Below are 19,189 nucleotides of genomic sequence, written 5' to 3'. Positions count from 1 at the left end.
GCACGGCAGCGGACCGGGCATCCCTCCCGCTCAGCCGACGCCGAGCGATTCGAAGCGCCACCGGTGCACCGGCCGCGTGATCAAATCGGCTGCGGGCTCCGGCAGTTCGGGCAGTTCCGCGCCAGTGTCGGCCACATCCCACCAGGTGAGGACGAGGACCCTGTCCTGCGCGGCGCGGAAGGTCTCCCGGCGCAGCGGCTCGTGCGCCAGCTCCTGGGCCCGCGCCCATTCGAGCAGCTCCGCGCCCCGGCCCTGAACCGCCCGGGCCTCCCACATCAGCGCGACTGTCATGAGTGCCCGACCGTCATGAGTAGAGGTTGTCCTTGCTGATCTCGTGCACATGGTCATGCGTATGCGTCTGTCCCGGCACATGCGGATCCGTCACCGGCAGCGAGGAGTCCGCCGACAGCTCCCAGTCCGAGGCGGGCCGGTTGCGCGCCACCATCTCCGCCCCCAGCGCGGCCACCATCGCGCCGTTGTCCGTGCACAGCCCCGGCCGGGGCACCCGCAGCCGGATCCCCGCCCGCTCGCACCGCTCCAGGGCCAGCGCCCGCAGCCGGGAGTTGGCGGCCACACCTCCGCCGATCATCAGGTGGTCCACGCCCTGGTCCTTGCAGGCGCGCACCGCCTTGCGGGTCAGCACATCGACGACCGCCTCCTGGAACGACGCGGCCACATCCCGTACCGGCACCTCCTCGCCGGCCGCCCGCTTGGCCTCGATCCAGCGTGCCACCGAGGTCTTGAGCCCCGAGAAGGAGAAGTCGTACGCCGGGTCGCGCGAGCCGGACAGTCCGCGGGGGAAGGCGATCGCGGCCGGGTCGCCCTCCTTCGCCAGCCGGTCGATCACCGGACCCCCGGGGAAGCCGAGGTTCAGCACCCGCGCGATCTTGTCGAAGGCCTCGCCGGCCGCGTCGTCGATCGTCGCGCCCATGGGTCGTACATCGCTGGTGATGTCCGGCGCGAGCAGCAGCGAGGAGTGACCGCCGGATACCAGCAGCGCCATCGTCGGTTCGGGCAGCGGGCCGTGCTCCAGCTGGTCGACGCAGATGTGCGAGGCCAGGTGGTTCACCCCGTACAGCGGCTTGTTAAGGGCGTACGCGTACGCCTTCGCCGCCGAGACCCCGACCAGCAGCGCGCCCGCCAGGCCGGGGCCGGCCGTCACCGCGATGCCGTCGAGGTCGCGCGCCGAGACGCCCGCCTCCTTCAGCGCGCGCTCCACGGTGGGCACCATCGCCTCGAGGTGCGCGCGCGAGGCGATCTCCGGGACCACACCGCCGAAGCGGGCGTGCGCGTCCACGCTCGATGCGACGGCGTCCGCGAGCAGGGTCGTACCGCGGACGATGCCGACCCCGGTCTCGTCGCAGGAGGTCTCGATGCCGAGTACGAGAGGTTCGTCAGCCATCAGTCAGTCCAGCCATCAGTGAGTCTCTGTTCCTTGTACGTGGAGCCGCATGACGAGGGCGTCGACATTGCCGGGCTGGTAGTAGCCGCGGCGGAATCCGATGGGCTCGAAGCCGAAGCGCTCGTACAGCTTCTGGGCCCTGGTGTTGTCCACACGGACTTCGAGGAGCACCTCGTCGCACTCGAAGGCGGTGGCGTGCTGCAGCAGGTCGGTGAGGAGCCGGGAGCCGAGGCCTGTGCCCCACTGGCCGCGGGCGACGGCGATGGTCTGCACGTCAGCGAGACCGCCGGCCGCGGCCAGCCCGGCGTACCCGACGATCTCCCCGTCCTCCTCGGCGACCACGTAGCGGCGGGTGGCCTGCGGGCCGCGCGCATGCGCGAGCTCGGACCAGAACATCCCCGGCGACCAGGCGTCCTCGGGAAAGAGCGCATGCTCGAGCGCGAGCACCGGCTCCAGGTCCCACCAGCGCATCTCGCGCAGCGCAGCGGTCGCTCGTGCGGTCACTTCGGCGTGACCACCTTGTAGTTCTTGGGCACCTGCGCGTCGGGCCGGCGCAGATACAGCGGCAGCGGCGGCAGGAACTCCTCGGCGGCGGCCAGCTTCTCGGCGGCCAGCGCGGCGAGCGCTCCGGCCGAGACAAGCTCGGGCCCGCGCGCGTCCGGAAAGGTGTCGGGGTAGAGCAGCGCACCGGCGCCGACGGCGGGCAGGCCCGCGACCCGCTCCGCGATATCGGCGGGCCGGTCGACGGCGGGGTCGCCCACCCGCTCGCGGGAGGAGTCGTACCGCGCCCAGTAGACCTCCTTGCGCCGCGCGTCCGTCGCGACGACGAAGGGCTCGTCGAGGCCCGACGCGTACGCCAGCCCGTCCAGCGTGCACAGCCCGTGCACCGGCACGCCGAGCACCGAGGCGAAGGTCGTGGCGGTGACCAGGCCGACGCGCAGCCCGGTGTACGGGCCGGGTCCGACCCCGACCACCAGACCGGTGACGGCGTCGAGTTTCACCCCGGCCTCGGCGAGGACGCGGTCGACGGCGGGCAGCAGCAGCTCCCCGTGCCGGCGCGCGTCGACGCGACTGGACTCGGCGACGACGGAACTGCCGTCGTGGAGGGCGGCGGTGACGGCGGGCGTGGCGGTATCAACGGCGAGCAGGAGCACGCAAACAGCCTACGGCTCCGGAGACCGGGCACGGTGCCCCGTCGGACAGGGCGCCTGCTGCTACCGTCACCACGGATACGTACGTACGAAAGGTGGGCGGCAGGGTGGCACGGAGCAGCTCGGGACTGGTGGCCGGGCTCACAGCGGCCGCTCTGGCCGTCGTCGGCTTCCTCGCCTACCAGGCGTCGGCGACCGCCCCCGACCGTCCGGGCACGTCGAGCAGCGCGAGCGCGGCCCCGTCCGCGCAGGCCTCCGGCGGCCCCAGGCACAAGCCCGGCAACCCGCTGACGGTGCCCGCGAAGTCGGGCGCGGGTGTGCGCGTCGTGTACTCGCTGGGCGACCGGCGGGTATGGCTGGTGGGCGAGAAGGCGCAGCTGAGGCGGACCTTCCGGGTCATGCCGTCGACGGTGGGCCCGCGGCCCGGTGTGTACACGGTGAAGTCGCGGTCGGGGACCGTGCCCGGCTCGGACGGGGTTCCGATCGAGCATGTGGTGCGGTTCGCGCGCGTCGGCAATGTGCCGATCGGTTTCAGCGCGGCGCGGGACGGGTCGATGGCCAGCCCGGACCCGGAGAAGAAGACCGGTGGTGTACGGATGAAGCGGGCGGACGGCGACGCGCTGTGGGCGTTCGCGGCGATCGGCACGAAGGTCGTCGTCGTTCCGTAGTCCCGCGGCTCGCACAGCCCGTAGCTCCCGCGGCTCGCACCGCACCCGAATCCGCGCGGCCCCGGTCGTCCCGTGGCGCTCGCGGCCCTGCCGAAATATCGCCCGTATGAATGACGCGGTGTCTGAACTACGCGGCGTCGCGTCGCGGTACAGGCTCCTGGGCGAGGTGTTCCTCGCGGGGCGGTGTGGAGACCGCGCTGGCCGCCGCGCACGACGCCAGCAGATCACTCATCGACGGGGCCGCCGGCTTCAGCGTCGTCGGCTGTGCCGACTGAGCCGACTGCTGCCGTGGCTGCGATCCGTGCTCGGATGCCGTCATGGACGCCTCCTGGGGCTCCGGGGGCAGGCGTGGTTAGGTAGACCTAACCAGGTCTCCGTACCATGTGACCACGCCCGGCACGGCCCGCGCAACACTTTGCCGACGTCTTGTCGGAATAACCAACCTTTCGGGCTCAGCCCGGAGGCGCGTCAGCCGGCCAGGAGTGCCAGATCCACCCGGGCCCAGCGCGCGCCGAACCCGGTCAGGGTGACCTCGCGGCGGTCGTCGTCCGTGTCGCCCACCACCCGGTGGATCAGCACACGCAGCCGGTCCTCCGTGAGCTCCTCGACCTTGCCGTCGCCCCACTCCACGACCACCACCGACTCCGGCAGCGAGACATCGAGATCGAGGTCCTCCATCTCGTTGAGGCCGCCACCCAGCCGGTACGCGTCCACATGGACCAGGGCCGGGCCGCCGGTCAGCGAGGGATGGACGCGCGAGATGACGAAGGTCGGGGACGTGACGGCGCCGCGGACCCCGAGGCCCTCCCCCAGGCCGCGGGTCAGCGTCGTCTTGCCCGCGCCGAGCTCACCGGTGAGCATCACCAGATCGCCGGGGCGCAGCAGTTTCGCGAGTCTGCGCCCCAGCTCCTGCATCTGCTCGGGAGATTCGACGCCGAGGCGGGCGGTGGTGGGGTCGGCGGTGGTGGCGGCGGTGGGTTCAGCCGCCGGGCCGTGCGGTGCTTCCATACGGGCCAACGTTAGCCGCTGCCGGAACCGCCCCGACCCGGACCAACAGGTCCGCAAGCCGGTCCGTGACGACCTCCGGGTGCTCGAGCATCACCAGATGCCCACCGTCCGGCACGATCACCAGCTCCGAGTCCGGCAACAGGTCCGCGATCGCCTCGCTGTGCGAGCTCGGCGTGACCAGGTCCTTGTCACCGGCCAGGACGAGTACCGGCACCTCCAGGAAGATGAGGAGCGACTCGGCCTTGTCGTGCTCCACGAACGCCGGATAGAACTCCGCGACCACATCGATCGGGGTCGACTCGATGAGCCGCTCCGCGAACCGCGCCACGGCCGGGTCCACGTCCTTGGACGAGAAGGAGTACCGCTTGATGAGGCCGGCGAAGAGATCGGCGGTGGCCCGGCGGCCCCGCTCGACCAGTTCGGCCTGTGAGCCGAGTGCCTTGAGCACCCCGGGAAGCACCCGTCGTACCGCGTTCACGCCGGCGACCGGCAGCCCGTAGTTGACCTCGCCGAGATTTCCGCACGAGGTGCCGACGAAGGCGACGCCGACAACCCGCTCCCGTACCAGCTCAGGGAACTGTTCGGCGAGCGCCATGATCGTCATGCCGCCCATGGAGTGGCCCACCAGTACCAGCGGACCCTCGGGCGCGGCCGCGTCGATGACCGCCTTGAGGTCGCGGCCCAGCTGGTCGATGGAGACCGGCACACCGTCGGGGCCGGCCTGCGCCGCGCCGCGGGCCGAACGCCCGTGGCTGCGCTGGTCCCAGTGCACCGTACGCACCAGACCGCGCAGCGCGGCCCGCTGGAAGTGCCAGGAGTCCTGGCTCAGACAGTAGCCGTGACTGAAGATCACGGTGACCGGCGCCGGCGCCTTGCGGCCGAAGAGCCGGCGGCGGCGCTGGCCGCCCGCCTCCGGGTCCACCTCGTCGGCCTCGTAGTAGAGCTCGGTGCCGTCGTCGGCGGGCGCCTTGCCCGGCAGGCCGCGCAGTGAGCCGTACGGCCCGGACGCGTCCAGCGCCAGCCGTGCCTTCTGGCGCATCCCGCGGCCGACCGTCATCCGTTCGATCGCCACGCCCGCCGCCGCACCGGCCGCGATCACACCTATCGCGGCGCCGGCGATGCCCGCCCGGCGCCAGTTGCCCGTCGTGGCAGCCGTCGCCGCGGCCGCCACGGCGTCCCCCGTACTGGTCTCGCTCACCGTGCCGCTCCTACTCGTCGGAGTCCTCGTTCAGATAGACGCGCGGAACCCTCGTTCCGATGCGAGTGACGATCTCGTATGCAATGGTGTCCGCCGCCTGGGCCCAGTCCTCGGCGGTCGGCTCGCCCCGCTCACCCGGTCCGAACAGCAGCGCCTCCGCGCCTTCCGCGACCGCACCGCCGTCCGGGCCGAGGTCGACCACGAACTGGTCCATCGCCACCCGGCCCGCCACCCGGTGCCACTCGCCGCCGACCAGCACCGGGCCGCGGCCCGAGGCATGGCGCGGAATGCCGTCCGCGTAGCCGAGGGGAATCAGGCCGAGGACCGTCTCGCCCCCCGTGACGTAGTGATGCCCGTAGCTGACGCCGTGCCCCGCCGGGACCTGCTTGACCAGCGCCACGGACGCGGCGAGCGTCATCACGGGCCGCAGGCCGAAGTCCGCGGGCGTGCCCAGCTCGGGGCTGGGCGAGACGCCGTACATCGCGATGCCGGTCCGTACGAGATCGAAGTGCGCTTCCGGGAGGGTCAGAGTCGCCGGGGAGTTGGCCATGTGCCGGACCTCGGGCTCGATGCCCGCCTTCTCGGCGTACTCGACCACCTCGCGGAAGACATCCAGCTGCGCGGCGATCGAGGGGTGCCCGGGCTCGTCGGCGCAGGCGAAGTGCGACCACAGGCCGGTGACCTTGACGGTGCCCTCGGCCTCGGCGGCGAGGGCGGCCGCGACCAGCTCGGGCCAGTCGGCGGGCTGACAGCCGTTGCGCCCGAGGCCGGTGTCGGCCTTGAGCTGGATACGGGCCGTGCGCCCGGCATCCCGGGCCGCGGCGGTGACTTCACGCAGCGCCCACAGGCCGCTCACCGACATGTCGAGATCGGCCTCGATGCCTTCGCGCCACGGGTCGCCCGGCGTCCACAGCCAGCACATCACCCGTCCTCGGATGCCGGCGGCGCGCAACGCGAGGGCCTCATGGGGCGTGGCGGTGCCGAGCCACGTGGCGCCGGCCTCCAGCGCCGCCCTGGCGCAGGGCACCATGCCGTGTCCGTACGCGTCCGACTTCACCACGGCCATCAGGGCAGCACGGGGCGCGCGGGCGCGCAGCGCGCGCACATTGGCGCGCAGGGCCGCGAGGTCGATCTCGGCGCGGGCTCGGAAAGGCGGTGTCGTGCTCATCGCGCCCAGTGTCTCAGAGCCGTACGACAACACTCGTACAACCAGGGGCGCGACCAGCGGCGGCTGCGTCACACAGGCGTGTCAGACCTGCGCGTCACACCGGTGCGTCGCACCGGCGCGCCCCACACCACGCCCGCACACCACGCCCGCGCGTCAGTCGTGGACGTCGCGCCAGGCGGCCGGGAGCGTCGCCGCCACCTCGTACGCCGTGATCGGCACGCCGTGGGACGCCGCGTTGCGTGCCGCGAGCCCGTGCAGATACGCGGCGACGGACCCCGCGTCCCGCGCGTCGAGCCCCGCGGCCAGCAGCGAGCCCGCGAGGCCGGAGAGCACATCGCCGCTGCCCGCCGTGGCCAGCCATGGCGTGCCCATCGGATTGACCCGGACCGGGGAGCGGCCGTTGTCCGGCGCGCCGACCAGTGTCGTCGAGCCCTTGAGCAGCACCGTCGCTCCAAAACGCGCGGCCAGCTCCCGTACGGAGGCCAGCCGCGCCGACTCCACCTCCTCGCGCGGTACGCCGAGCAGCGCGGCCGCCTCCCCGGCGTGCGGGGTCAGCAGCGTGGGCGCCTCGCGGTCCCGTACCGCCGCCGCGTCCAGCAGCCGCAGCCCGTCCGCGTCGACCAGCACGGGGACGTCGGAGTCCAGGACTTCGCCCACCACGTCGGCACCGTCACCGATCCCCGGCCCGACGACCCACGCCTGCACCCGTCCCGCCTTCGCGGGCGGTCCTCTGTGCACCAGGGTCTCCGGGAAGCGGGCGATCACCGCGTCGGCCGCGGGCCCGACGTACCGCACGGCCCCGGACCCACCACGCAGCGCGCCCGCCACGGAGAGGACCGCCGCGCCCGGATAGCGCGCGGACCCGGCGACGACGCCGACGACGCCCCGCCGGTATTTGTCGCTCTCCGCGGCCGGCACCGGCAACAGCCGTGCCACATCCTCGTGTTGGAGCGCCTCGAGATCGGGCACGGACGGCAGACGGTCCTCGAGCCCGATGCCGACCAGCCGGACCGTCCCGGCGTACTCCCGCGCCGGGTCGATGAGCAGCCCCGGTTTGTACGTACCGAAGGTCACCGTCGCATCCGCGTGCAGGGCCTCGCCCCGCACCTCCCCGGTGTCCGCCTCGACGCCGCTCGGCAGGTCGACGGCGACCACGACGGCGTTGGATCCGCGCGCGGCCCGCACCACCGGCACCGTGCCGGGACGCAGCCCGCCGCTCCCACCGATCCCGGTGATGCCGTCCATGACCAGGTCCGCGACGGCCAGCACCTCGAAGGGGTCGTCCGCGACCCGTCCGCCGGCACCGAGCAGGGCCGCGAGGCCGCCCTCGTGCGCGCGCGACCCCAGCAGTACCGCCGCGACCCCGGCCCCGCGGCGGGCCAGCCGGGCCCCCGCGTACAGCGCGTCGCCGCCGTTGTCCCCGCTCCCGACGAGCAGGACGACCCGCGCCCCGTACACCCGGCCCAGCAGAGCGGCGCAGGCGGCGGCCAGCCCGGCGGCCGCGCGCTGCATGAGCGCGCCTTCCGGCAGCCGCGCCATCAGCTCGGCCTCGGCGGCCCGTACGGTCTCCACGCTGTAAGCGGTACGCATACGGTCAACCCTCCGCGATCACCACGGCCGACGCCACTCCCGCGTCATGGCTCAGCGAGACGTGCCACGAGCGCACTCCGAGCTCCGCCGCCCGCGCCGCGACCGTCCCGCGCACCCGCAGCCTGGGCTGCCCGCTGTCCTCGACGTACACCTCGGCGTCCGTCCAGTGCAGCCCGCCGGGCGCGCCGAGCGCCTTGGCGACCGCCTCCTTGGCGGCGAACCGTGCCGCCAAGGAGGCATAGCCGCGCTGTTCACCGCTGGGCAGCAGCAACTCCCGGTCCAGGAACACTCGTCCGGCCATCCCCGGCGTACGCCGCATCGAGGCGGCGAAGCGGTCGATCTCGGCCACGTCGATCCCCACCCCGATGATCACTCCACCGTCACCGACTTGGCGAGGTTCCTCGGCTGGTCGACCTCGTTGCCGCGGGCCGTGGCCAGTTCGCACGCGAATACCTGCAGCGGCACGGTCGCGACCAGCGGCTGCAGCAGCGTCGGGGTCGCCGGGATACGGATGAGATGGTCCGCGTACGGCTCGACCGACTCGTCCCCCTCCTCCGCGATCACGATCGTCCGCGCTCCGCGCGCCCGGATCTCCTGGATGTTCGAGACGATCTTGTCGTGCAGCACGGAGCGCCCGCGCGGCGACGGCACGACGACCACCACCGGCAGATCCTCCTCGATCAGCGCGATCGGCCCGTGCTTGAGTTCACCCGCCGCGAACCCCTCCGCGTGCATGTACGCCAGCTCCTTGAGTTTCAGCGCGCCCTCGAGCGCCACCGGATAGCCCACATGCCGCCCCAGGAACAGCACGGTGTTCTTGTCCGCGAGCGAGCGCGCCAGCGCCCGCACCGGCTCCATGGTCTCAAGGACCCGCTCGACCTCGCCCGAGATCTGGGCCAAGTCCCGGATGACGGCCTGGATTTCGTCACCCCACTTGGTGCCGCGCACCTGCCCCAGATACAGCGCCACCAGATAGCAGGCCACCAGCTGCGTCAGAAACGCCTTGGTGGACGCGACGGCGACCTCGGGCCCCGCGTGCGTGTACAGCACGGCGTCCGACTCCCGCGGGATCGTCGAGCCGTTCGTATTGCAGATGGCCAGCACCTTCGCGCCCTGCTCGCGCGCGTGCCGCAGCGCCATCAGGGTGTCCATGGTCTCGCCGGACTGCGAGATCGCGATCACCAGCGTCCGCTGGTCCAGGATCGGGTCCCGGTAGCGGAACTCGCTCGCCAGCTCGACCTCGCAGGGGATACGTGCCCAGTGCTCGATGGCGTACTTGGCGATCATCGCGGCGTGGAAGGCGGTGCCGCAGGCGACGATGACGACCTTGTCGGCCTCCCGCAGCACGGAAACCGGGATCCGCACCTCGTCGAGACTCAGCGAGCCTTCCGCGTCGATCCGGCCGAGGAGGGTGTCGGCGACCGCCTTCGGCTGCTCGGCGATCTCCTTGAGCATGAAGTAGTCGTATCCCCCCTTCTCCGCCGCCGAGACGTCCCAGTCCACGTGGTACGACCGCACCTGAGCGGGCGCCCCGTCGAAGTCCGTCACCGTCACACCGTCCCGGCGCAGCTCCACCACCTGGTCCTGGCCCAGCTCGATGGCGGACCGCGTATGCGCGATGAAGGCGGCCACATCGGAGGCGAGGAAGGACTCACCCTCCCCGACACCCACCACCAGCGGAGAGTTGCGCCGGGCGCCCACCACCACGTCCGGTTCGTCCGCGTGCACCGCGACCAGCGTGAAGGCACCCTCCAGTTGCCGGGACACCTGACGCATGGACTCCGCCAGGTCCCCGCACGACGAGAACGACTCGGCGAGCAGGTGCGCCACGACCTCGGTGTCCGTCTCCGAGTTCAGCTCGTGGCCGCGCGTCTCCAACTCGGCCCGCAGAGCGGCGAAGTTCTCGATGATGCCGTTGTGCACAACGGCGACGCGCCCGGCATTGTCCAGATGAGGATGGGCATTGGCGTCGGTCGGCCCGCCGTGCGTGGCCCACCGGGTGTGGCCGACACCGGTGAAGCCGCTCGGCAGCGGCCGGTCCACCAGCTCCTTCTCCAGATTGACGAGCTTGCCCGCCTTCTTCGCCACGGCGAGACCGCCGTCGGCGAGCACCGCGACACCGGCCGAGTCGTAGCCTCGGTACTCGAGCCGCTTGAGGCCCGCGATGACCACATCAAGCGCCGACTGTCCGCCGACGTACCCCACGATTCCGCACATGTCGGCAGCCTACGGCGGCACACCCGGATTCCGGGACCGTGCGGGCCGTGCTCGCCGGGAGCGCTTCGACGTCACCACCTTCCCGGTGACGGTGAGCTCCGTGCCCCGGGTGCCTTTGGCGGAAGCCGTCACCGTGAGGGTGGGGAGCTCCCTGGCGGGATCGGCCGAGTACGCGGGCTATGTCATGGCACCGACACTCGATGACTGGTTTCCCCCGCGATGTCTCGCATCCCACGTGACCGACTCCACCCCCCACTCATCCACCTGAGCCACGACAATGTTCAGGTGATCTCTTCGCCGCCACGAAGCGCCCACCGCCGGGCCGAACAGGCGTCGACGCCTTATGTCGACCTCACCCGCGCGGAATGGAGCGCCCTGCGCGACAGAACCCCGCTCCCCCTCACCGCGGAGGAGGTCGAAAAGCTGCGCGGACTCGGCGATGTCATCGACCTGGACGAGGTACGGGACGTCTACCTCCCGCTGTCCCGCCTGCTCAATCTGTACGTACAGGCCACGGCCGGTCTGCGCGGCGCGCTCAACACCTTCCTCGGTGACGCCGGCAACGGCCACGGCGAGCAGCGCGGCACACCCTTCGTCATAGGAGTCGCGGGCTCCGTCGCGGTGGGCAAGTCCACCGTCGCCCGTGTCCTCCAGGCGATGCTGGCCCGCTGGCCGGAGCACCCACGCGTCGAGCTGGTCACCACCGACGGCTTCCTCTATCCCATGGAGGAGCTCAGACGGCGCGGCCTGATGTCGCGGAAAGGATTCCCCGAGTCGTACGACCGCCGGGCCCTGACCCGCTTCGTCGCCGACATCAAGGCCGGCAAGGAGGAGGTCACCGCGCCGGTCTACTCCCACCTGATCTACGACATCGTGCCGGACGAGCGCCTCACGGTCCGCCGCCCCGACATCCTGATCGTCGAGGGCCTCAATGTCCTCCAGCCGGCCCTGCCCGGCCAGGACGGCCGCACCCGGGTCGGCCTCGCCGACTACTTCGACTTCAGCGTGTACGTCGACGCGCGCCCCGAAGACATCGAGACCTGGTACCTCAACCGCTTCCGCAAGCTGCGCGAGACGGCGTTCCAGAACCCCTTCTCGTACTTCAGGAAGTACACCCAGGTCTCCGAGGACGAGGCCCTGGACTACGCCCGTACGATGTGGCGCACCATCAACAAGCCCAATCTGCTCGAAAATGTGGCACCGACGCGCGGCCGCGCCACCCTGGTGCTGCGCAAGGGCCCCGACCACAAGGTCCAGCGCCTGTCCCTCCGCAAACTCTGAGGACTCCGAGGAGCCGAGCGCGTGCTGCATCTGCGGCTGATCACCCCCGCCGGCCGGACCGACGAAGTCGTCCGGCTCATCGAGCGGACGGTCGGCACCACACACCTCGCGGTCGTCCCCGGCGCCGCCCGCAATCCCCAGGGCGACCTGGTGCTGTGCGATGTGGCAAGGGAGGCGGGCGACGAGCTGATCAGCGGTCTGCGGGCGCTCGGCATCGACGAGTCCGGCTCGATCGCCGTCGAGAACATCGACCTGTCACTGTCCAGGCGTGCGGACAAGGCGGAGGAAGAGGCTCCGGGCGAGGGCGCGGACGCGGTGCTCTGGGAGCACCTGGTGGACGCGACCCACGAGGAGTCCACGCTCAGCTTCACGTACATCACGTTCCTGGCGCTAGCGACGATGATCGCGGCCTGCGGTGTGGTGCTGGACAACGCGATCCTGATCGTGGGCGCCATGGCGGTGGGGCCGGAGTTCGGCCCGCTGGCCGGCTTCTGCACGGCACTGGTCCAGCGCGCCCCGCGGCTGGCGTGGCGCTCCTTCCTGGCACTGATCGCGGGCTTCGCCGTGGCGATCCTGGTGACGGTGGTCTTCAGCCTCTTCATGGACTCGGTGAACCTCTTCGAGGCGGCCAAGCTGGAGGCGGAACGCCCCAATACGAACTTCATCTACCGCCCGGACTGGTTCTCGTTCGTCGTCGCGGTGCTGGCCGGCGCGGCGGGCATGCTGTCGCTGACGTCGGCGAAATCGGGCGCGCTGGTCGGCGTGGCGATCTCGGTCACCACGGTCCCGGCGGCGGCGAACGCGGCGGTGGCGTTCAGCTACCAGCAGTACAAGCAGGCGTGGGGCTCGACGGAGCAGCTGCTGCTGAATCTGCTGGGCATTGTGCTGGCGGGGACGCTGACGCTGCTGCTCCAGAAGTATCTGTGGGCCAAGCAGCGGCAGCGGGCGGCGGCGAAGTCGCTGCTGTAGAACGCGATATGCCGCGCGGCCCCGTGGGGACCGAGCGGCATATCGACGACTTCCGACTTCTCAGGGCCGGCGACTTCCCGGGCCGACAACTCGCAAGTTCGCCCAGCGCGGACTCTCGCCGGTCAGCCCAGCGCGGACTTGACGACGTCGGCGAGGCGCCCGGCCACCGAGCGGGCCTGCTCGATGTCGGCGGCCTCGACCATGACGCGTACCAGCGGCTCCGTGCCCGACGGACGCAGCAGTACGCGGCCGGTGGCACCCAGCTCGTGCTCCGCCTCGGCGACGGCCGTCGCCAGCTCCGCGGACGTCTTGACCCGCGACCTGTCGACGTCCGGCACATTGATGAGCACCTGCGGCAGCCGCTGCATGACCGCTGCCAGCTCCGCCAGCGAACGGCCCGTCGCGGCGACGCGGGCCGCCAGCATCAGGCCGGTGAGCGTGCCGTCGCCGGTCGTCGCGTGGTCGAGCACGATCACGTGACCGGACTGCTCGCCGCCCAGCGCGTACCCCTCGGCCTTCATCGACTCCAGGACGTACCGGTCGCCGACCGCGGTCTGCACCAGCTGCACACCCTCGCGCTCCATCGCCAGCTTGAAGCCGAGGTTGGACATGACGGTGGCGACGACGGTGTCCCCGCGCAGCGTTCCGGCCTCGCGCATGGCGAGCGCCAGCACGGCGAGGATCTGGTCGCCGTCGACCTCCTCGCCGGCGCCGTCCACGGCGAGGCAGCGGTCCGCGTCGCCGTCGTGCGCGATGCCGAGGGCCGCGCCGTGCTCGAGGACGGCCGCCTTCAGCAGCCCGAGGTGCGTGGATCCGCACCCGTCGTTGATGTTGAGCCCGTCCGGCTCGGCGCCGATCGTGATGACCTCGGCCCCGGCCCGCGCGAACGCCTCGGGCGAGACCCGGGAGGCCGCGCCGTGCGCCTCGTCGAGGACGACCTTGAGCCCGTCGAGCCGGTTCGGCAGTACGGCGATCAGATGCGCGACGTACTTGTCGAAGCCCTCGTCGTAGTCGGTCACGCGACCGACACCGGCGCCGGTCGGCCGCTTCCACGGCTCGCCGGTGCGGTGCTGCTCGTACACGGTCTCGATACGGTCCTCGAGCTCATCGGCCAGCTTGTGCCCGCCACGGGCGAAGAACTTGATGCCGTTGTCCGGCATGGCGTTGTGGCTCGCGGAGAGCATCACACCGAGGTCGGCACCCAGCGCACCGGTGAGGTACGCCACGGCAGGGGTCGGCAGCACACCGACGCGCAGGACGTCCACGCCCGCGCTCGCGAGACCCGCCACGACGGCGGCCTCCAGGAACTCACCCGAAGCACGGGGGTCACGCCCGACCACCGCCGTCGGCCGATGGCCCGCGAATGTGCCCGCCTCGGCAAGCACATGCGCCGCAGCGACCGACAGGCCGAGCGCGAGCTCAGCCGTCAGATCCGCGTTGGCGACACCGCGCACACCGTCCGTGCCGAAGAGTCGTCCCACAGCTGTCCTCCGAAAATGCTCCGAAAATGCAAGCCTCTGAGCGCATAGCCCGTTATACGCCCGAGCTGGTCCGTAAACGAACGCCCCGGCAGCACGGAGTGCCGCCGGGGCGAACGAAAAGCCGTACAGGCCAGCGTGCGATTTAGCGCTTGCTGTACTGCGGGGCCTTACGGGCCTTCTTGAGACCGGCCTTCTTGCGCTCGACCGCGCGGTCGTCGCGGCTCAGGAAGCCGGCCTTCTTCAGCGGGGCGCGGTTGTTGTCCACGTCCGCCTCGTTCAGGGCGCGGGCCACACCGAGGCGCAGGGCGCCGGCCTGGCCGGAGACGCCGCCACCCGAGATACGGGCGATGACGTCGTAGCGGTTGTCGAGCTCGAGCACCTTGAAGGGCTCGTTGACTTCCTGCTGGTGCACCTTGTTGGGGAAGTAGTCCTCAAGGGTGCGACCGTTGATCTTCCACTTGCCGGTGCCCGGAACGATCCGGACGCGGGCAATGGCGTTCTTGCGACGGCCCAGGCCGGCAGCCGGCTGGGGGTCGCCGAAGCGGGACGCCAGCGACTCGCTGGTGTACTCGCCCTCGACGGGGGTCTCCGACTCGAAGGTGGTCACCTCGGCGAAGGTCTCTTCGCCCTCGGTGCCCTCGACGGCGGTCTCAACAGTGGTCTCGGCCACGATTCTCCTCAGATTTCTTTCGTTCTTAGGGGGTGGCCGGAACTACTGCGCGACCTGGGTGATCTCGAACGGGACCGGCTGCTGAGCAGCGTGCGGGTGCTGGTCGCCCGCGTAGATCTTCAGCTTCGAGAGCATCTGACGACCCAGGGTGTTCTTGGGGATCATGCCCTTGATGGCCTTCTCCACAGCCTTCTCCGGGCTCTTGGCAAGCAGCTCGTCGTAGCGGACGGAGCGGAGACCACCCGGGTACCCGGAGTGGCGGTACGCCATCTTCTGGGTCTTCTTGTTGCCGGAGAGGTGAACCTTCTCGGCGTTGATGATGATGACGAAGTCGCCCATGTCCATGTGGGGGGCGTAAATCGGCTTGTGCTTGCCCCGGAGGAGGTTCGCTGCCGTAGTCGCCAGACGGCCCAGGACAATGTCCTGCGCGTCGATGATGTGCCACTGGCGCGTGACATCGCCGGGCTTGGGGCTGTACGTACGCACGGTCGTAGCCTTCGCTTCTTCAGTGAGTGGGTCCTGACAGGGCCACCCGGACGATCACGACAGCCATGGCGACACCTCGGGGACGCAACCCGTGTGCCTGCCGCTGGTCATCGGCCCGGCGGACCGGCGTAAGGGCCTCTCACGTGAGAATGAACAAGCCAATACGCATAACGAACCAGAAGAATACCCGTGGTCCCCCGCCCGGGTCAAAATTCCCCATGCCGCCGGGGGCCCGTGGACCCCATATTACGCGTGGGCAGGTGTGCCGGGCACCCGTACGCCCGGTCCGCCGGGCGCCCGCACCAAGCCCCGGCCCCGGCGCACCCCCGACGTCACCGCGCCCGCTCCACCCGCCGCTCGTCCCACACCGGCTCCGCCGTCTCACGCACCACCCCGTCCGAGCCGAACACCAGATACCGGTCGAAAGATTTCGCGAACCACCTGTCGTGCGTGACCGCCAGCACCGTCCCCTCGTACGCCTCCAGCCCCTCCTGCAGCGCCTCGGCCGACTCGAGGTCCAGGTTGTCCGTCGGCTCGTCCAGCAGCAGCGCCGTGGTGCCGGCCAGCTCCAGCAGCAGGATCTGGAACCGCGCCTGCTGCCCGCCCGACAGCTTCTCGAAAGGCAGGTCCCCCTGCCGCTCCAGCTCGTACCGCCGCAGGACCGACATCGCCCCGCCCCGGTCCTTGGCATGCTCCGTCCACAGGATGTCGACCAGCGTCCGCCCCAGCAGCTCGGGATGGGCGTGCGTCTGGGCGAAGTGCCCGGGCACCACCCGCGCGCCCAGCTTCCACGCCCCCGCGTGCGCCACCGAACCGTCTCCCGCCAGCAGCCGCAGGAAATGCGACTTGCCCGAGCCGTTCGAACCGAGCACGGCCACCCGCTCCCCGTAGAAGACCTCCAGGTCGAACGGCTTCATCAGCCCGGAAAGCTCGAGCCCGGCACAGGTCAGGGCCCGCACCCCGGTCCGCCCGCCCCGCAGCCTCATCCGGATCTCCTGCTCGCGCGGCGGCTCCGGCGGCGGTCCCGCGTCCTCGAACTTCTTGAAGCGGGTCTGCATCGCCCGGTAGCGCGACGCCATGTCGGGGCTGATCGCCGCCTGGTTCCGCAACCGCAGCACCAGCGCCTTCAGCCGCGCATGCTCCTCGTCCCAGCGCCGCTTGAGCTCCTCGAAGCGGGCGAACCGCTCCTTGCGGGCCTCGTGATACGTACCGAAGCCGCCACCGTGCACCCACACGTCCGACCCCGCCGGACTCGGCTCCACACTCACGATCCGCTCCGCCGCCCGCGACAGCAGCTCCCGGTCGTGCGAGACGAAGAGGACCGTCTTACGGGTCTCCTTCAGCCGCTCCTCCAGCCACCGCTTGCCGGGCACGTCCAGATAGTTGTCCGGTTCGTCGAGCAGCAGCACCTCGTCCGGCCCCCGCAGCAGCGCCTCGAGCACCAGCCGCTTCTGCTCGCCCCCGCTCAGCGTCCTCAGCTCGCGGAACTGCGCCTTCTCGTACGGGACACCCAGCGCCGCCATCGTGCACATGTCCCAGACGGTCTCGGCCTCGTACCCCCGCGCCTCCGCCCAGTCGCTCAGCGCCTGCGCGTACTTCATCTGCGCGGCCTCGTCGTCGACCGTCATGATCAGATGCTCCGCGGCGTCCACTTCGGAAGCCGCTTCCCTGATCCGCGGCTGGGCCACCGACACCAGCAGATCCCGTACGGTCCGCTCGTCCCGCACCGATCCGACGAACTGCCGCATCACTCCGAGTCCGCCGCTTACCGACACCGTCCCGCCGTGCGGCTGCAGCTCCCCCGCCATCAGCCGCAGCAGTGTCGTCTTCCCGGCGCCATTGGCACCTACCAGGGCCACCACCGCGCCCTCCCCCACCCGGAACGAGGCGTCGCCGAGGAGCACCCGTCCGTCCGGTAGGTAGTACTCCAGATGCGCGGCCTCAAGATGTCCCATGCTCCGATTCTCGCCGCCGTCACCGCTCTCGCCCAACAGGTTTAGGATGCGCGGCATGAGCTTTGGGCAGGGGGGACCTCAGTGGAGCCCCGGTGGACAGAACCAGGACCCGTACGGGGGACAGAGCCAGGACCCGTACGGAGGGCAGCGCCAGGACCCGTACGGGGGGCAGTTCCAGGACCCGTACAACCCCGTCCCGGCCCCACCGGACCCGTTCGGCCTGCGGGCGGGCGCGGCGGCGGACACACCGGACTGGGCCGCACTCGCCGACGCCTCCGCCACCCGCGCCCGCCGCAGGCGGTGGCTGCTGGTCGGCGGTGGCGCGCTCGCGACCGCCGCGATCGCCGGCATCGTGGCGACCGCGATCGTCTCCTCCAACAGTGAGGACAAGGCCGGGTCCGCCGACAAGAACGCGAGCGAACTGCCCGCGGCTCCCGACCTGCCCAGCGACACCACCCAGCCCGAGCCGTCCTTCTCCTCGGTGGCCCCCCTGCCCCCGCCGAACCCGAAGGACTTCATCTCCGACAAGAAGAAGGACACCGCGCCGCTCAGCGCCGACACCCTCTTCCCGGGCAAGAAGCTGACGATGGGCGACCGCGCCTACACCAAGGGCGCCACGGCCCGCACCGGCAACTGCGCCTCCGTCACCAGCGGCGCTCTCGGCCCGGTCCTCGAGAACAACGGCTGCGAGCAGGTCTTCCGCGCCACCTACACCGCCAATGGCATCGCGGTCACCGTCGGCGTGGCCACCTTCGAGAACGAGGCGAAGGCCAAGAAGGCCGTGCAGCAGGCCAGGGGCAGCGTGGCGCCACTGCCCGGCTCCGGTGTCCCCGCGTTCTGCAAGGGCGGCCCGGTCTGCCGGTCCACGTACAACTCCTACGGCCGGTACGCCTACTTCACCATCACCGGCTACACCAAGGCCAAGTCCGTCACCAAGGGCGACTCCAAGGCCTTCCAGATCGGTGACGACCTGGCGGAGTTCACCTTCCGTCAGATCGTCCGCCGCGGTGAGGCCCAGGCCTCAGCAGCAGCCACCGCTCCCGCCGGACAGTGAACCGGGCAAGGTCCGCTTGTTGCGGGCCTCCCGGTTCCGGGCGGCCAGCAACTCGTCGGCGGGGTAGCCGACTTCCTCGAGCGTGAGGCCGTGCGGCCGTACGACATGGACGGCCGAGTCCCGTATGCCCGCGGCCAGTACCTTCGCGGGCCACTCCACCGGCCGGTGCCCGTCGCCCACGAACAGCAGCGCACCGACCAGCGAACGCACCATGTTGTGACAGAAGGCGTCCGCCCGCACGGTCGCGGTGATGATCCCGGCCTCGTCCCGCTCCCAGCGCAGCGTCTGCAGCGTACGAATCGTCGTGGCGCCCTCGCGCTTCTTGCAGTACGCCGCGAAGTCGTGCTCCCCGACCAGCCCGGCCGCCGCGGCGTTCATGGCCGTCACGTCCAACGGCCAGTCGTGCCACAGCACATGGCCGCGCAGCAGCGGGTCCACGCCACCGGGGTTGTCGGTCACCCGGTACGCGTACCGCCGCCAGATCGCCGAGAAGCGCGCGTTGAACCCGGCAGGCGCCTCGGCCACACTCCAGACCCGTACATCGCGCGAGAGCCGCCCGGCCAGCCGCTTCAGCAGCTTCTCCCGGTGCTCGTCCCACACGTCCAGCGGCAGATCGACATGCGCGACCTGCCCGCGCGCGTGCACGCCCGCGTCCGTGCGGCCCGCGACGGTCAGTTCGTACGTCGTGGCGGACCGCGTCACGGTACGCAGCGCGTCCTCGATCTCCCCCTGGACCGTCCGCAGGCCACTGGGCTGCTTGGCCCATCCGGAGAAGTCCTTGCCGTCGTACGACAGATCCAGCCTGACCCGTACGTATCCGGGCTTCACCTCATCGCTCACGCGCTGATCCTCTCAATGCGGAACGGGCCCGCACCCCCGAAGGGATACGGG

The 19,189-nt window shown here is 71.1% G+C and carries 21 protein-coding genes; 5 read left to right on the top strand and 16 right to left on the bottom strand.

The window, feature by feature from the left end:
- Positions 1-30: 30 nt before the first annotated feature.
- From ACWDZ6_RS12610 to tsaB, 4 genes are read right to left on the bottom strand one after another with little or no spacing between them, the layout of a single operon-like run.
- Complete coding sequence (locus ACWDZ6_RS12610) at positions 31-291, bottom strand: hypothetical protein (protein ID WP_351444844.1); 261 nt, start codon at positions 289-291, stop codon at positions 31-33.
- Between the two features lie 13 nt (positions 292-304).
- Positions 305-1,402 carry a tRNA (adenosine(37)-N6)-threonylcarbamoyltransferase complex transferase subunit TsaD gene (tsaD, locus tag ACWDZ6_RS12605; RefSeq protein ID WP_451502822.1) on the bottom strand — a complete coding sequence of 366 codons (1,098 nt, stop codon included), beginning with the start codon at positions 1,400-1,402 and terminating at the stop codon, positions 305-307.
- A gap of 15 nt (positions 1,403-1,417) precedes the next feature.
- Positions 1,418-1,873, bottom strand: a complete 456-nt coding sequence (rimI, locus tag ACWDZ6_RS12600) for a ribosomal protein S18-alanine N-acetyltransferase (protein WP_326655346.1) — start codon at positions 1,871-1,873, stop codon at positions 1,418-1,420.
- Positions 1,874-1,902: 29 nt separating this feature from the next.
- Positions 1,903-2,556, bottom strand: coding sequence for a tRNA (adenosine(37)-N6)-threonylcarbamoyltransferase complex dimerization subunit type 1 TsaB (gene tsaB / locus ACWDZ6_RS12595; protein WP_366729995.1), 654 nt, complete (start codon positions 2,554-2,556; stop codon positions 1,903-1,905).
- Positions 2,557-2,660: 104 nt separating this feature from the next.
- Between tsaB and ACWDZ6_RS12590 the strand changes: the two genes are divergently transcribed.
- The gene (locus ACWDZ6_RS12590; RefSeq protein WP_451502821.1) at positions 2,661-3,221 is read left to right on the top strand and encodes a L,D-transpeptidase; all 561 of its coding nucleotides are present in this window, start codon (positions 2,661-2,663) and stop codon (positions 3,219-3,221) included.
- 127 nt (positions 3,222-3,348) lie between these two features.
- On the opposite strand, the gene ACWDZ6_RS12585 is transcribed toward ACWDZ6_RS12590, so the two are convergent.
- From ACWDZ6_RS12585 to glmS, 7 genes are all read right to left on the bottom strand, one after another.
- Complete coding sequence (locus ACWDZ6_RS12585) at positions 3,349-3,540, bottom strand: hypothetical protein (protein WP_366729993.1); 192 nt, start codon at positions 3,538-3,540, stop codon at positions 3,349-3,351.
- A gap of 149 nt (positions 3,541-3,689) precedes the next feature.
- A complete protein-coding gene (gene tsaE, locus ACWDZ6_RS12580) occupies positions 3,690-4,229 on the bottom strand; it encodes a tRNA (adenosine(37)-N6)-threonylcarbamoyltransferase complex ATPase subunit type 1 TsaE (RefSeq protein ID WP_451502820.1) in 540 nt (179 codons plus the stop codon).
- On the bottom strand, positions 4,201-5,427 hold the full coding sequence (locus ACWDZ6_RS12575; RefSeq protein ID WP_366729991.1) for an alpha/beta fold hydrolase: 1,227 nt from the start codon (positions 5,425-5,427) through the stop codon (positions 4,201-4,203). Before ACWDZ6_RS12575 ends, tsaE begins: the two co-directional genes overlap by 29 nt.
- A 10-nt stretch (positions 5,428-5,437) precedes the next feature.
- Positions 5,438-6,595, bottom strand: coding sequence for an alanine racemase (gene alr, locus ACWDZ6_RS12570; RefSeq protein ID WP_451502819.1), 1,158 nt, complete (start codon positions 6,593-6,595; stop codon positions 5,438-5,440).
- Positions 6,596-6,748: 153 nt separating this feature from the next.
- Positions 6,749-8,185 (bottom strand): NAD(P)H-hydrate dehydratase, encoded by a 1,437-nt coding sequence (locus tag ACWDZ6_RS12565; RefSeq protein ID WP_451502818.1) that lies wholly within the window; start codon positions 8,183-8,185, stop codon positions 6,749-6,751.
- Between the two features lie 4 nt (positions 8,186-8,189).
- Positions 8,190-8,558, bottom strand: a complete 369-nt coding sequence (locus ACWDZ6_RS12560) for a holo-ACP synthase (RefSeq protein ID WP_326651965.1) — start codon at positions 8,556-8,558, stop codon at positions 8,190-8,192.
- Entirely contained in the window at positions 8,555-10,402 is a 1,848-nt protein-coding gene (gene glmS, locus ACWDZ6_RS12555) for a glutamine--fructose-6-phosphate transaminase (isomerizing) (protein ID WP_451502817.1), read from the bottom strand. Before glmS ends, ACWDZ6_RS12560 begins: the two co-directional genes overlap by 4 nt.
- Between glmS and ACWDZ6_RS12550 the strand changes: the two genes are divergently transcribed.
- The 3 genes from ACWDZ6_RS12550 to ACWDZ6_RS12540 are packed head-to-tail and all read left to right on the top strand — an operon-like array spanning position 10,401 to position 12,652.
- Entirely contained in the window at positions 10,401-10,670 is a 270-nt protein-coding gene (locus ACWDZ6_RS12550; protein ID WP_451502816.1) for a hypothetical protein, read from the top strand. The two genes, glmS and ACWDZ6_RS12550, sit on opposite strands and share 2 nt — an antisense overlap.
- A gap of 17 nt (positions 10,671-10,687) precedes the next feature.
- Complete coding sequence (coaA, locus tag ACWDZ6_RS12545; protein ID WP_451502815.1) at positions 10,688-11,683, top strand: type I pantothenate kinase; 996 nt, start codon at positions 10,688-10,690, stop codon at positions 11,681-11,683.
- A gap of 21 nt (positions 11,684-11,704) precedes the next feature.
- Positions 11,705-12,652: a DUF389 domain-containing protein gene (locus ACWDZ6_RS12540; RefSeq protein WP_451502814.1), complete on the top strand. Its 948-nt coding sequence runs from the start codon at positions 11,705-11,707 to the stop codon at positions 12,650-12,652.
- Positions 12,653-12,774: 122 nt separating this feature from the next.
- Here ACWDZ6_RS12540 and glmM read toward each other — a convergent pair whose 3' ends face one another.
- From glmM to ACWDZ6_RS12520, 4 genes are all read right to left on the bottom strand, one after another.
- Entirely contained in the window at positions 12,775-14,133 is a 1,359-nt protein-coding gene (gene glmM / locus ACWDZ6_RS12535; protein ID WP_326651959.1) for a phosphoglucosamine mutase, read from the bottom strand.
- Between the two features lie 142 nt (positions 14,134-14,275).
- Positions 14,276-14,803 (bottom strand): 30S ribosomal protein S9, encoded by a 528-nt coding sequence (rpsI, locus tag ACWDZ6_RS12530; protein WP_351444868.1) that lies wholly within the window; start codon positions 14,801-14,803, stop codon positions 14,276-14,278.
- 42 nt (positions 14,804-14,845) lie between these two features.
- Positions 14,846-15,289, bottom strand: a complete 444-nt coding sequence (gene rplM, locus ACWDZ6_RS12525; protein ID WP_108151540.1) for a 50S ribosomal protein L13 — start codon at positions 15,287-15,289, stop codon at positions 14,846-14,848.
- A 332-nt stretch (positions 15,290-15,621) separates the two neighbouring features.
- Positions 15,622-17,244, bottom strand: coding sequence for an ABC-F family ATP-binding cassette domain-containing protein (locus ACWDZ6_RS12520; RefSeq protein WP_451502813.1), 1,623 nt, complete (start codon positions 17,242-17,244; stop codon positions 15,622-15,624).
- Positions 17,245-17,299: 55 nt separating this feature from the next.
- Between ACWDZ6_RS12520 and ACWDZ6_RS12515 the strand changes: the two genes are divergently transcribed.
- On the top strand, positions 17,300-18,298 hold the full coding sequence (locus ACWDZ6_RS12515; protein ID WP_451502812.1) for a hypothetical protein: 999 nt from the start codon (positions 17,300-17,302) through the stop codon (positions 18,296-18,298).
- On the opposite strand, the gene truA is transcribed toward ACWDZ6_RS12515, so the two are convergent.
- The gene (truA, locus tag ACWDZ6_RS12510; protein WP_451502811.1) at positions 18,266-19,138 is read right to left on the bottom strand and encodes a tRNA pseudouridine(38-40) synthase TruA; all 873 of its coding nucleotides are present in this window, start codon (positions 19,136-19,138) and stop codon (positions 18,266-18,268) included. The genes ACWDZ6_RS12515 and truA overlap by 33 nt on opposite strands.
- Between the last annotated feature and the right edge of the window lie 51 nt (positions 19,139-19,189).

This window comes from Streptomyces sp. NPDC002926 (assembly GCF_053591755.1).
Note: the sequence above shows the minus strand (reverse complement) of the source record. Positions and strands in the feature narration are given on the sequence as shown.